At 70.8% G+C, this 12,989-nt stretch carries 11 protein-coding genes and 1 pseudogene; 8 read left to right on the top strand and 4 right to left on the bottom strand.

The features are described from left to right. The first annotated feature begins 17 nt into the window (after window positions 1-17). Window positions 18-713, top strand: coding sequence for a contact-dependent growth inhibition system immunity protein (locus tag ACSYGN_RS07255; RefSeq protein WP_460393045.1), 696 nt, complete (start codon window positions 18-20; stop codon window positions 711-713). A 104-nt stretch (window positions 714-817) separates the two neighbouring features. Here the strand turns inward: ACSYGN_RS07255 and ACSYGN_RS07250 are convergent. Further along, a pseudogene (locus ACSYGN_RS07250) lies at window positions 818-1,219 on the bottom strand (ATP-binding protein); the annotation flags it as partial. Between the two features lie 244 nt (window positions 1,220-1,463). Here ACSYGN_RS07250 and ACSYGN_RS07245 point away from each other — a divergent pair. From ACSYGN_RS07245 to ACSYGN_RS07230, 4 genes are read left to right on the top strand one after another with little or no spacing between them, the layout of a single operon-like run. Next, window positions 1,464-1,946, top strand: a complete 483-nt coding sequence (locus tag ACSYGN_RS07245) for a hypothetical protein (RefSeq protein WP_460393043.1) — start codon at window positions 1,464-1,466, stop codon at window positions 1,944-1,946. 21 nt (window positions 1,947-1,967) lie between these two features. Continuing rightward, the gene (locus ACSYGN_RS07240; protein WP_460393039.1) at window positions 1,968-2,159 is read left to right on the top strand and encodes a helix-turn-helix domain-containing protein; all 192 of its coding nucleotides are present in this window, start codon (window positions 1,968-1,970) and stop codon (window positions 2,157-2,159) included. Continuing rightward, window positions 2,156-2,845 (top strand): DUF5753 domain-containing protein, encoded by a 690-nt coding sequence (locus tag ACSYGN_RS07235; protein ID WP_460393036.1) that lies wholly within the window; start codon window positions 2,156-2,158, stop codon window positions 2,843-2,845. Before ACSYGN_RS07240 ends, ACSYGN_RS07235 begins: the two co-directional genes overlap by 4 nt. After that, on the top strand, window positions 2,842-3,048 hold the full coding sequence (locus tag ACSYGN_RS07230) for a DUF397 domain-containing protein (protein ID WP_460393034.1): 207 nt from the start codon (window positions 2,842-2,844) through the stop codon (window positions 3,046-3,048). Before ACSYGN_RS07235 ends, ACSYGN_RS07230 begins: the two co-directional genes overlap by 4 nt. A 45-nt stretch (window positions 3,049-3,093) precedes the next feature. Here ACSYGN_RS07230 and ACSYGN_RS07225 read toward each other — a convergent pair whose 3' ends face one another. From ACSYGN_RS07225 to ACSYGN_RS07215, 3 genes are all read right to left on the bottom strand, one after another. Next, window positions 3,094-3,633 carry a GNAT family N-acetyltransferase gene (locus ACSYGN_RS07225; protein ID WP_460393032.1) on the bottom strand — a complete coding sequence of 180 codons (540 nt, stop codon included), beginning with the start codon at window positions 3,631-3,633 and terminating at the stop codon, window positions 3,094-3,096. Between the two features lie 83 nt (window positions 3,634-3,716). Then, window positions 3,717-5,333, bottom strand: a complete 1,617-nt coding sequence (locus ACSYGN_RS07220) for an alpha/beta hydrolase (protein ID WP_460393030.1) — start codon at window positions 5,331-5,333, stop codon at window positions 3,717-3,719. Window positions 5,334-5,467: 134 nt separating this feature from the next. Further along, window positions 5,468-6,556, bottom strand: coding sequence for an Rv2578c family radical SAM protein (locus tag ACSYGN_RS07215; protein WP_460393028.1), 1,089 nt, complete (start codon window positions 6,554-6,556; stop codon window positions 5,468-5,470). A gap of 178 nt (window positions 6,557-6,734) precedes the next feature. On the opposite strand from ACSYGN_RS07215, the gene ACSYGN_RS07210 reads away from it, so the two are divergent. The 3 genes from ACSYGN_RS07210 (at window position 6,735) to ACSYGN_RS07200 (ending at window position 12,721) form a co-directional block, all read left to right on the top strand. Then, the gene (locus ACSYGN_RS07210; protein WP_460393026.1) at window positions 6,735-7,178 is read left to right on the top strand and encodes an SRPBCC family protein; all 444 of its coding nucleotides are present in this window, start codon (window positions 6,735-6,737) and stop codon (window positions 7,176-7,178) included. A 319-nt stretch (window positions 7,179-7,497) separates the two neighbouring features. After that, a complete protein-coding gene (locus tag ACSYGN_RS07205) occupies window positions 7,498-10,128 on the top strand; it encodes an MFS transporter (protein ID WP_460393024.1) in 2,631 nt (876 codons plus the stop codon). A gap of 100 nt (window positions 10,129-10,228) precedes the next feature. Next, window positions 10,229-12,721, top strand: a complete 2,493-nt coding sequence (locus tag ACSYGN_RS07200; RefSeq protein ID WP_460393022.1) for an ATP-binding SpoIIE family protein phosphatase — start codon at window positions 10,229-10,231, stop codon at window positions 12,719-12,721. Window positions 12,722-12,989 lie beyond the last annotated feature (268 nt).

The raw sequence follows: 12,989 nt of genomic DNA, 5'->3' as shown, positions 1-12,989 counted from the left end.
TTGTAGAGGCTGACTCCGTGCCCCTGAGCCCCATCGAACACGACCGCCGCTATGGCGAACTCGACCAGGTGATCCGTGCCTACGCGGGACATCAGGCTGACGACACATCCGACAGACCGAGTGAGGCCCTGACCGCCTACCTGTGGTGGACATGGCACGCCCGTCCATGGGCCCTGGCCGTCGCGGAGCGCCAGTTGCGGGAGTACGCCGACCACCCGCCCGGACGTCTCCGGCTTCGCCTGGGCGAGTTCTACCCGGTGCCCGACGTCGGCCTGCCCGACGGAGAGATCCAGCAGTGGCTGCGCTGCCTGGCCGATCACATTGGGAACAGCGTCGAACGGGGTGAGGTACCGTCCCCGGCCACGCCGGTGACCCACTGGGAGTGGCACGCGCGCTTCCCTGAACTCGGCCAGTTCCTCGGCGGCTGGTTCTCCCAGGACATGCCGGACGAGTTCGCTGACCACGCTTCCGCCGTCGACGACTACCGGGCGGCCACTGATGCGCAGTTGGTGGCCCGGCTGATCGGCGAACTCCATGAACTCCTCGCGCTCGATCTGGAGGAGTCCGATTACGCCCTGGCCTGTGTCGAGCTGGGCATGGAGGTCGATCCTCCGGCTCCGTACGCGCCCAGTTCCTGGCTTGCGCTGGTCGCCGACCGGCTCGGGCGGTTGCCCGCTGTGTATGCCCCGGAGACCCCGGCCGACCGGGAGTGATCCTCCGGGCGGCCGGTCTTCCCGGTGCTCGCGATGGCTCGGGGGGCGCAGAAGACGACGGCCCATACCGTCTTGGCCGGTGCGCCCTGCCGTTCGGTGACGCCCCAGTTCTCGGCCAGTGCCGCGATGAGGGTGAGCCCGCGTCCGCTGTCCGCGAGCGGCAGTAGGTCGTCCGAGGCGGGGGTCGGCAGCCGCTCGCCCCGTACGTCGCTCACCTCCACGCGCACATGGCCTTCCGCCGTGTTCCTGGCGCGCCGCAGTTCGGAGTCCCGCCCGGGTACCCGTCCGTGCGTGACGGAGTTCGCGGCCAGCTCGGCGACGATCAGTTCCAGGGTGTCGTGCGCGGAGGTGCCGTATGTCCAGCCCCGGGTGTGCATCTGGTGGGAGGCGAGGTGCCATGCCAGGCGGGCGCCCCGGGGAGTGGCGGTGAAGCGAAGGGTGAAGACGGCCGAGCCCGTCGGGCCGGTCGCGGTGTGCGACAAGTGCGCGGTGTGCAAGGTGGTCACAGACGGGAAGGTTTCCGGGTCGGAGGGGCTATGACCAGCACCGATGGCCCCACAGCGGGTTTCTGTGGGGGTGGCGTGGCGGCTGTCGTGGTCGTCGGAGTCGTGCGGCTTTGGCTACTTCGGGTGATGGCGACATTCCCGCGGAGTCGTTGGGGTGGCAGAGGACTGCCCGGGCATGGTCGCCCTCGCAGGGCACCGCCCGGTACGTGCCCTAGCCCTGATGGACAAAAGGACGCTCCCCGCAGTGAACCTCGACGAGTACCAGACGACCTTTCTGTTCTATGCCCCGGCGGAGACTCCCGGCGGCTGGAACCTCGATCTGGCCGCCTTCACCGCGGCGCTGGAAGCCGCCTTTCCGGAAGTCCGCTACGAGACCCGGCAGGGCAGGCAACTGCGGCTGTCCTTCTGGGCGGTGACGGAGGAGGGTGTCGAGTTCACCGGCTTCGCCAGCAACGAGGGCCGTGACACCGTCGTTCTCACGGACAACACCGCCGATGAAGCCGCTGCTTCAGCTCGGAGCCTGCCGTGGAGGAGGGCATCGAGACGGACTGGCGTGTGCCGACGGGTGGAGACACGACTTGTATCGCTGAGGAGTTGCGGCACGCCCGGATGCGCTCACCCGGGGGGCAAGGCGCGGGCGGTGAGTGAGCGGCATGTTTTCGGGGCTGTTCACTCGTGCGAGGCAACTTGTCCGGTTGTGAGCCTGTTTGACTTGCTGTCGTCCTAGCCTGCGGTCATCGGGATCGGCTTGATCGGCAGCTTCGGCGGCAAGGGGGCGAGTGCGATGGACATGGGTATGGATTCGGGCGCGGGCAGCACGGAGTCGGATTCGAACGTCGCGTTCCTGCGCTGCTTCGGCCGCCAGATGAAGCTGCTGCGGGAGGCCGCGGGGCTCACACAGGTGCAGGTGGCGACCATGTCGGGTACAGCGAGGCAATGATCGCGGCGGTGGAGCAGGGGCGGCGGATTGCCAAGCCGGATCTGATCGACGCAGTGGATCACGTGGTGGACGGGCGGGAAGTGCTGATCGCCATGAAGGAAGAGGTGGCCAAGGCGCGGTACCCCTCCTTCTTTCGGCGATACGCGCAACTGGAGGCGGAGGCAGAGCAGTTGCACGCCTACGACAATCACGTGGTCAAGGGGCTTCTGCAAACGCCGGATTACGCACGAGCCGTCTTCAGCATGTGGCGTCCACTGCTCAGCGAAGAGGTCGTTGAGCAGCGCGTGGCCGCGCGGATGGAGAGGCAGAAACTGTTTCCCAAGAGTCCGGCCCCGCTCCTGAGCTTCGTCATCGAGGAACAGGCTCTACGTCGCCCCGTCGGCAGTGACCAAGTGCTGCGTGGCCAGTTGGAACAGCTGGTGATGTACGCGTGCATGCGCAACGTCGAGATGCAGGTCATGCCGACAAGGCGCCACCAGCATGCAGGACTTGGTGGCGCATTCACGTTGATCCATCTCCAAGAGGAGCGCAGGATTGCCTACATGGAGGTGCAGGAGGCGAGCATCCTGTACACCGAGCCCAAGAAGGTCAGTCCGCTGGAAGCGACGTACGGCGTTCTCCGAGCGCAGGCGCTGACTCCCACGGAGTCCCTGACCTTCGTCGAGAAGCTGTTGGGAGAGCTATGAAGGCAAGCAGCCCCGGGCCTGCCGCTGGCGCGCTGAACTGGCACAAGAGTAGTTACAGCTCCGGCAGCGGCGGTGACTGCGTCGAGGTTGCGGACGCCGGTACGGCAGTACTCGTCCGTGACTCCAAGCAGCCGGGGGAGGCATTTCTCTCTGTCGGCGTCGATGGATGGGCCGCGTTCGTGCGGATGGCCGCGCGCGGTTGACGTGAGACGGAGGGGCGGCCGGTTGTTCGGCCGCCCCTTTCTCGTTCACTCGGGTGCGCCGTCCGCCAACTCCGCGACATAGCGCACCTCGGGTATCTCGACCCCGCCCGCCTCGAACGGCTCCTCGGCCCCGTCGGCACGGAAACCGGCCCGCTCGTAGAAGCGCCGCGCGCGGGTGTTCTCCTTCACCACCCAGAGGAACATCCGCGCCCGGCCGCCCGCGGCGCTCTGCCGTACGCACTCCGTCAGCAGCGCGCGCCCGGCGCCGGTGCCGAGGCGGTCGGGGGCGACGTAGATCGCGTACAGCTCGGCGTCCCCTGTGCCGGTGTCGTCGTCCCGGCACGGACCGTGGCACGCCCAGCCGACGACCTGCCCGCCGGACTCGGCCACCAGGTCCACCCCCGCGCCCTCGGCACGCCCGAGCCGCTCCCGGTGCCGCTCGGCGTCCACGGCCACGCTCAGGGCGTCGAGATACGGCTGCGGTATCAGGCCCCGGTAGGCCGACTGCCAGCCCCGCACTCGGATCTCGGCCACCCGCTCGCAGTCGCCGAGCCGCATCGGCCGTAACGCGAAGTTCTCGTTCATCGGCCCATCCTGGACCATGGGCGTGACAGCGCCCCCGGCGGACCGTCGCAACGATGCACCGGGGGCGTCGGGGTGAGGGGGTGTCAGCCGCGGGGGCCGAGCAGGCCGTGCAGGCCCAGGCCGTGCAGGCCCAGGTCGTGCGGGGCCGTGCCGTGCGACACCGTGGTGGATGCCATCGTCCTGCTCGTGCTCAGCGGCTTCGGGTCGGGCAGCTTCTCGCACACCGCGTCGGCCACACCGCTGCCGCGCGGCACCGTGCCCTTGGCGAGGTAGGCCGACAGGTAGTCGTCCAGGCAGGTGTTCCCGCTCAGCGTGATGCCGTGGTTGCCGCCGCCCTGCTCGACGACCAGGCTGGAGCCCGCCAGCAGATGGTGGACGGTGACGCCGCCCTCGTAGGGGGTCGCCGCGTCGTCGGTGGCCTGGAAGAGCAGCGCGGGCGGGAGCTTGCCGTTGGCGATGTTCACCGGCTTCAGCGAGCGCGTCGGCCAGAACGCGCACGGTGCGTTGTACCAGGCGTTGTTCCAGGTCATGAACGGCGCCTTCTCATACGCCGCCCAGTTGTCCGCGCGCAACCGGTTCCAGTTCCGCGGCCAGGCGGCGTCACGGCACTGCACCGCGGTGTAGACGCTGTACCCGTTGTCGCCCGAGGAGTCGACCGCGGCGAAGGTCTCGTACGCCTCGATCAGCGGCTCGGCGTTCTTGTCGTTGACGTAGGCCGCGAACGCCTCGGCGAGGTAGGGCCAGTAGCCGTTGTAGTAGCCGCCCGGCAGGAAGGTGTCCTCCAGTTCGGATGCGCCGACCTTCCCGCCCGCCGGCTTCTTCGCCAGGGCCGCCCGCATCGCGTACCACTCGGCCTCGATCTTCTCCGGATCGGTGCCCAGCTTGTAGGCGGAGTTGTACTTGGCGATCCACGCCATCAGCGCGCGCTGCCGGTCGTTGAAGGTGAAGTCCTGGTCGAGGTTGTCGCCGTACCAGACCCCGGTCGGGTCGACGATCGAGTCGAGAACCAGACGGCGCACCTGACGCGGGAACAGCTTGGCGTAGACCGCGCCGAGATAGGTGCCGTACGAGTAACCGAAGTAGTTGATCTTCTTCGCGCCCAGGGAGCGGCGGATCGAGTCCATGTCGCGCACGGCGCTGACCGTGTCGATGTACGGCAGCAGGCTCGCGTACTTCCTGCCGCAGGCGGCGGCGAAGGACTTGGCGCGCTCCAGGTCGGCCTTCTCGATGGCGGGCGTCGACGGCACCGAGTCCGGGCGGACCGGGTTGAAGAAACCGGGCTTGCAGTCCAGGGCGGGCTTGCTCGCGCCCACCCCGCGCGGGTCGAAGCCGATCACGTCGTACTGCGAGGCCACCGACTTGGGCAGCGCCGACGCCACGAACCCGGCGAGGGTCAGTCCGCTGCCGCCCGGGCCGCCCGGGTTGACCAGCAGCGGCCCCTGATAGGTGGACGACGTGTGCGGGACGCGGGACAGGGCCAGGGTGATCTGCCGGCCGCCCGGGTGCGCGTAGTCGAGGGGCACCTTCAGCGACGCGCACTGGAGCGTCGGGTAGTCGTCGGTGGCGCACTTCTTCCAGGTGGGTTTCGCCGTCGGGACGGCCGCCGCGGCGTGCGGTGTGCTCGCGTCGGCGGGGACGGCGGTGAACGTACCGGCCACGACGACGGCGGCGCCGCACAGCGCTGCTGCGCGCTTTCTCATGAGTCCTCCCGGGACGAAGGGCTTCGGGCCGCGGCTGTCGCGGTCCTCGCCGCATCGTCCCGGAAAGGTCACTCGGGTGAACGCGTTCTGGCGATACTTGACCCAATTGGGCCGTCAGATGCGCTCCAACGCTCTCAGATCAGGGTGAGTTGGACTGATTCCGCTGTACGAGGCGTATGGGATGCGGCAGGCGTGACGGGTCTCATCGGATCGTGCGGGGGTGACGGGCGGGGCTGCGCGGGCCGCCGGTGCTGTCCCGCGTGCGTGGGGCCGATGCCGTACTCCCGTGCCAGTTCGTGCACCTGACGGGTGATCCGGCGCTGGTACCACTTCGGGGCGTACGCGCCCTCCGCGTACAGCCGCTCGTAACGGCGCACCAGATGCGGGTGCTCCCGGCCGAGCCAGGCCATGAACCACTCGCGTGCGCCGGGCCGCAGATGCAGCACCAGCGGGGTCACCGAGGTGGCGCCCGCCGCCGCGATCGCCCGCACGGTGGCGCGCAACTGCGCCGGGTCGTCGCCCAGGAAGGGGATCACCGGCGCCATCAGCACCCCGCAGCCGATGCCGTGCTCGCCGAAGACACGGACCACCTCCAGGCGGTGTTCCGGTGCGGGCGTGCCCGGTTCCGCCGTGCGCCACAGCCGTTCGTCGACGAAGCCCACGGAGACCGAGACCCCGACGTCGGTGACCTGGGCTGCCTGCACCAGCAGATCCAGGTCGCGCAGGATCAGGGTGCCCTTGGTCAGGATCGAGAAGGGATTCGCGTGGTCGCGCAGGGCGGCGATGATGCCCGGCATCAGCCGGTAGCGGCCCTCCGCGCGCTGGTAGCAGTCGACATTGGTGCCCATCGCGATGTGCTCGCCCGTCCAGCGCACCGAGCCGAGCCGGCGGCGCAGCAGCTCCGGCGCGTTCACCTTGACCACGATCTGGCTGTCGAAGCCGAGACCGGTGTCGAGGTCCAGATAGCTGTGCGATTTCCTGGCGAAACAGTAGACACACGCGTGGGTGCAGCCGCGATACGGGTTGACCGTCCACTCGAAGGGCATACGGGAGGCTCCCGGTACCCGGTTGATGATCGAACGGGCCTGGATCTCATGGAACGTGATCCCGCGGAACTCGGGCGTGTCGAAGGTACGGGTGGTCACCTCGTCCGCGTCGAACAGTGCGGGATCGGCCGCCCTGCGGTGGTCGCCGGACTCGGCTGTGAGGTTCTCCCAGCGCATGAGGCCTCCTCGGTAGCACTGTCCGAAGAATAGAACATATGTTCCCTTGATCGTGCGAGCTCGTTTCCGACCGGATCCGGAACCGGGTTCCGATCGGTTCGCGCACCCCGATTTGGGCGGCCGGGCACGGGGATGGTTGGCTTGTCCGAACCCCGAAGCCGAGCTGCAGGAGGAAGCGATGGCGCAGGTCGAGGCCACTACGGAGCGAGTCGTCACGGCGGACGCGGAGAGCGTGTTCGACGCCGTGGCCGACTACGCCGGTACCCGCGCGAAACTGCTCCCCGAGCAGTTCAGCGAGTACGAGGTGCGCGAGGGCGGCGACGGCGAGGGCACCCTCGTCCACTGGCGGCTCCAGGCCACCAGCAAGCGGGTGCGCGACTGCCTCCTGGAGGTCAGTGAGCCCACCGAAGGCGAACTCGTCGAGAAGGACCGCAACTCCTCCATGGTCACCACCTGGCGCGTCACCCCGGCCGGGGAGGGCAGATCGCGCATCGTGGTCACCAGCACCTGGCAGGGCGCGGGCGGCATCGGCGGCTTCTTCGAGCGGACCTTCGCGCCGAAGGGCCTCGGCCGGATCTACGACGCCGTGCTTGCCCGTCTGGCCGCCGAGGTCGAGAAGTAGCGCGGAGCGCTCCGCTGTCAGTGCTGCGATGTGTCGTGTGTTCGTCTGCGGCGCCGTCGTGGCTGGTCGCTCCCCCAAGCTCTCAACTTCGTTCGAGCAGGGAGGTGCCCCCATCGCGGCGGAGCCGCAGATCGAAACAGCCCCGCGCCCCTTCAGGGCGTTGACGCTCCTCACCGGATCGGGTGCAACCCGGCCCGGGCCCTCGCGCCGCCGTAACCCGCCGTGCCCGGCCGCCGTTGTCCACCGTGTACGGGCGACGCGCGACCCGTGCGAGGCGTGGGATGTGCGGGCCGTGCGGGCACGGCGAGGGGAGCGGAACGTGGGCGGTACGACTCTGGTGCGGGACGAACCGGCCGTGGCGCCCTCGCACGCCCCGGACCCTCCGCCCACCGCCCCCGCCGGACTCGGCCCGCGCCGGGTCCGGCTGGTCTTCGCCGGGCTCACGCTCGCGCTGCTGCTGGCCGCGCTCGAGCAGATGATCGTCGCCACCGCGCTGCCCCGGATCGCCGGCGAACTGCACGGCGCGGACCGGATGTCCTGGGCGATCACCGCCTATCTCCTCACCGCCACCGTCGGCCTGCCCGTCTACGGCAAGCTCGGCGACCTCCTCGGCCGCAAGGGCGTCTTCCAGTTCGCCGTCCTGGTCTTCGTCGCAGGCTCCGCATTGGCCGGACGCGCCCGGACCATGGAGGAGCTGATCGCCTTCCGCGCCGTCCAGGGCGCCGGAGCGGGCGGCCTCCTCACCGGCGTCCAGGCGATCACCGCCGACATCGTGCCGCCCCGCAGCCGCGGCCGCTATCTCGGCCTGATCGGCGCCGCCTTCGGCCTCGCCTCCGTCGCGGGCCCGCTGCTGGGCGGCTGGCTCACCGACCAGTTCTCCTGGCGGTGGTGCTTCTACGTCAATGTGCCCTTCGGCCTGGTCACCCTGGCCGTCGTCAGCGTCGTGCTGAGACTGCCCAAACCGGCCAGGCGCGCCCGGCTCGACGTCCCGGGCACCCTGCTGCTCGCCGCCCTCTCGGCCTGCCTGGTCCTGCTGACCGCCTGGGGCGGCACCCGCTACGCCTGGGACTCCCGCCAGGTCGCGCTTCTCGCGGCGGGCGCGCTCGTCTGCGCCGCCCTCTTCCCGGTCGCCGAACGCCTCGCCGCCGAACCCCTGGTCCCGCTGCGGCTGTTCAGGGACTCCGTCTTCAACGTCACCAACCTCGTCGGCCTGGTGGCCGGCGCCGCCCTGTTCGGCGCCGTCGGCTATCTGCCGACCTTCCTCCAGATGGCCCACGGCGTCTCCGCCACCGGGGCCGGGCTGCTGATGCTGCCCATGACGGGCGGAATCGTCGGCGCGTCCGTCCTCACCGGACAGCTCGTCAGCCTCACCGGCCGCTACAAGCCGTTCCCCCTGATCGGCAGCGCGCTCGCCGCCACCGGCATGTGGCTGCTGTCCCGGCTCGACGCCGACACGCCGAGGCTGCACTTCGCCCTCTGGACAGCCGTCCTCGGTACCGGCATCGGCATGGTGATGCCCGTCCTGGTCCTCGCCGTGCAGAATTCGGTGCGCCCTGCCGACCTCGGCACCGCCACCAGCGCCAGCAACTACTTCCGGCAGATCGGCGGCAGCGCCGGAGCCGCCCTTTTCGGTGCCCTGTTCACCGCCCGGCTCACCGACATCCTGCCCACGCGCGCGGACGGCGCCCCGCTGCCCGACCCGCGCTCCCTCACCCCGCAGCTCGTCCACGCCCTGCCCCCGGCGCTCCGCGACACCTACGCGCGCGCGTACGCCGACGCGATGCCGCACATCTTCCTGTTCCTCGTCCCGGTGCTCCTGATGGGCCTGCTGCTCTCCTGCTTCCTCAAGGAGGGACCCCTGCCCGCCCGCCACACCCCCGCCGAGCCGGTGCACGACACCATTCCCCCGGACACCGAGCACCGGGACACCGTCCCCCTGGCCGTCCTCCTCCAGGACACCGTCCCCCTGGACGCCGCCATCCCGCAGGCCCGCACCCCGCTCACGGACGCCCTCACCGTGCACGGCGCCGTACGGCACCGCGACGGCACCGGCGTCCCGCGCGCGACACTCACCCTCGTCGACGCCGCCGGACGCCAGACCGGGCGCGCCGAGAGTGACGCCGACGGAGGGTACGCACTGACCGCGCCGGGCCGGGGACCGTACGTCCTCATCGCCGCCGCGGCCGGGCACCAGCCCCAGGCGGTCCTGGTGAGCGCCGAGGGAGGACCCGTCGAACTCGACGTCGTCCTCGACGGCACCGGCCGGCTCGGCGGCAGCGTGCGCACACCGGACGGCAGCCCCGTGCCGGACGCCACCGTCACCCTGACCGACGCCCACGGCGAGGTCACCGCCACCACCCGCAGCGGCCGCGACGGTGGCTACACGCTGGACGACATCACGGCGGGCGAGTACACCCTCGCCGCGGGCGCGCCCGCCCTGCGCCCCACCGCGCTGCCCGTCACCGTGAGGGCGGCCCGCGCCACCCGCCAGGACGCCGTCCTCACCGGTGGCGCCGTGCTGCGCGGCACCGTGCGCACGGGCGCCGGACGGCCCGTCGAGGACGCGCGCGTGACCCTCCACGACGCCTTGGGCAACCCCGTCGACACCTTCGTCACCGGCCCCGACGGCACCTACCGGTTTGCCGACCTCACCACCGGCGAGTACACGGTCGTGGCCACCGGTTACCCGCCCGTTGCCACCGTGCTGCACGTGCCGGGCGGGGTGCACACAGAACACGACCTGAGACTCGGTCACGAGGACGGGACGGACCGGACGGACCGGAGGGACTGGACAGACCCGATGGACGGGATGGACCGGAGGGACTGGACAGACCCGATGGACGGGATGGACCGGACGGACTGGACGGACTGGACGGACCGGATCGACCGACCGGACCGAACGTCGGACGCGGACCCGGGCGCGGACCAGCACACCGGCGCGGACGACTGAAACCAATTTCAGGCATTGCCACACATCGCAACCGGCCGCAGCCGTACGGTAGTGAAGGCGGCAGATCTTGAGGGAGCCGTGGGGAGAGAGGGCCTGGGCCATGGACCGTGGCACCGAAGGGGACACGCCTCCCGGCCGCACGGCCGGTGACGGTGTGACAGCGGGCGGCGCCGTGTCCGGCCGCATCCCGCTGGCCGTGGTCGTGGTCGACCGCGAAGGCCTGGTCTCCCACTGGAGCAGAGGCGCCAACCGACTCTTTGGCGCGGCCAAGGAGGAGGCCATCGGCCGCCCCGTGGGAGACCTGCTGCCCGTCGCGGGAGCGCTCCCGGAGGACGACGAGATCACTCCCTACGGAGCGTTCACCGCGTACGACGGACTCGGCCCCGACCTGGAGTCCTCCCTCGGCGGACGGCTGTCCTACCCGGCCGCGGGCCGCGCCCGCCTCACCGTGCCCGGCCGGGACCGCGCGGACGTGCTGTGGTGGGCGTACCCGCTGGTCGGCCCCGGCGCTGAGCGGCTGCTCGTGCTCGCCGCCGACGCCGCCGCGCTGCGCCCCGCGGAACCCGGCCGGGACACCGCGTACGAGCGCATCGCGCCGGGCTTCGCGCTGCACACCGACTTCCCCGGCGCCGAGGACCTCGCCCGCAGACTGCCCGACATCCTGCCCAGCATGAGCGTGGGCGAGAGCGCCCGCATCGTCGCCCAGGTCCTCGAACTCGGCTATCCGGTCCTGGAGTTCAGCCAGAACGACCGGGTGCCCGTCACCCCCGACTGGGGCGTGACCCGGCGCGCCGAGCGCACGGCCCGCCGCGAGCGCGCCGCCCGCGCCGCCGCCCATGGCCTGCCGGCGGCCGAGCACGACGGGAGCACCGCGGAGTCGGAGTACGACGACGCGGAGGACCTCGAGTTCGCGGCCGTCCGCGAACGCCTGGAGTTCCTCAACGAGGTCAGCGGCTGCATCGGCACATCCCTCGATCTGTCACGGACCGTCGTCGAGGTCTGCAAGGCCGTCGTACCGCGCTTCACCGACGTCGCCGGCACCTATCTGCGCGAACAGGTCGTCGCCGGTGAGGGTTTCCCCGACGGCGTGCCCGACACCACCACGATGTGGCACCGCGTGGCCGTCGAGCACACCGACGAACCCGGCCGCTGGGACGACGTCATCCCGGTCGGCGAGGCCATGCCGTTCCCCGCGCATACCCCGTTCTTCCAGTGCATGACCACCGGCGACCCCGTCCTCGTTCCGCGCATCAGCGAACCCATGGCCCACGCCATCGCCTCGCAGTTCGAGAAACGCGACATCCGGCCCCTCATCAACGGCCGCTCGATGCTGGTCGTCCCGCTCAAGGCACGCAATGTCGTGCTCGGCTTCATGGTGCTGCTGCGCCATCCGGCGCGCGTCGAGTTCAACGACATGGACCGCGTCACCGGCGCCGAACTCGCCGCCCGCGCGGGCCTCGTCCTCGACAACGCGCGCATGTACACCTATCAGGAGAGCGTCGCCGAGACCCTCCAGGACAGCATGCTGCCGCACATCCCGCCGCGCATGGCGGGCTGCGACATCGCCACCCGCTATCTGCCCGGCACCCTGCTCGGCCGGATCGGCGGCGACTGGTTCGACTCCGTGAAACTGCCCGGCGCCCGCACCGCCCTCGTCGTCGGCGACGTCATGGGCCACGGCCTCAACTCCGCGGCCATGATGGGCCAGTTGCGCACCGCCGTACAGACCATGGCCGGGCTCGACCTACCGCCCGCGCAACTGCTGCGCAACCTCGACGACCTCGCCCAGCGCCTCGGCGACACCTACCTCGCCACCTGCCTCTACGCGGTCTACGACCCCATCGCCGGCGAACTTGTGATCGCCAATGCCGGTCACATCCCGCCGGTCCTGGTGCGCGCCGCGGACGGCCGCAGCGAACTGCTCGACCTGCCCACGGGCGCGCCGATCGGCGTCGGCGGGGTGCCCTTCGAGGCGCAGCGCGTGCCGGTGTCGAGCGGCGACCGGCTGGTGATGTGCACCGACGGACTGGTGGAGGTGCGCGGCGAGGACATCGGTGTCGGACTCGCCACCCTCTGCGAGTCGGCAGCGCACCCGGCCGCGTCCATGGACGACGCCTGCGACACGATCATCCGCGCCCTCAACACCCGCGGCGGCCGCAAGGACGACGTCGCCCTGCTGATGGCCCGCCTCGGCGGCATCGACCCCGAGAACGTCGCCGAGTGGCGCCTGCCCCTCGACCCCGCCGAGGTCGGCCGCGCCCGCGCCGCGGTACGCGAACAGCTCCATGAGTGGGGCCTGGCCCGGCTCGCCGACGCCGCCGAACTGATGGTCAGCGAACTCGTCACCAACGCCGTCCGGCACTCCCACCGCCACCCCGTGCAGCTGCGGCTGGTCCTCGGCGACACCCTGCTGTGCGAGGTGGACGACGACGACCACGACCTGCCCACCCTGCTCAGCGCCGGACCAGGCGACGAGTCCGGCCGGGGGCTGCGCGTGGTGAGCACCCTGGCCCGCGAGTGGGGCACCAGCAGGACCGGGGCGGGCAAGACCGTCTGGTTCGAACTGACGCTGCCGCGCCGCGGACGCGGCTGAGCGCCGTGCGGGAAGGGCCGCGACGGGCCGTCGATCGTCTGCGGGCCCGTCGTGGCTGGTCGCGCAGTTCCCCGCGCCCCTTGGGGGTGCTGCTGAACCGTAGCCGACTTCGCCCGGGCCGCTCAGGGAGCGCGGCCCACTCGCGGTGCGCATGGGGCGCACGGAGGGCACAAGGGGCGTACACGCGTCGAATGCGGCGTGAAGGAATGCGCCGCCTGCTTGTGAGTGTGCCCCGGGGCGCGATACACCGTACTGACCCGTCACTTTT

This window comes from Streptomyces sp. YIM S03343 (assembly GCF_054729195.1).
This window is presented reverse-complemented; position numbering and strand designations above follow the sequence as displayed.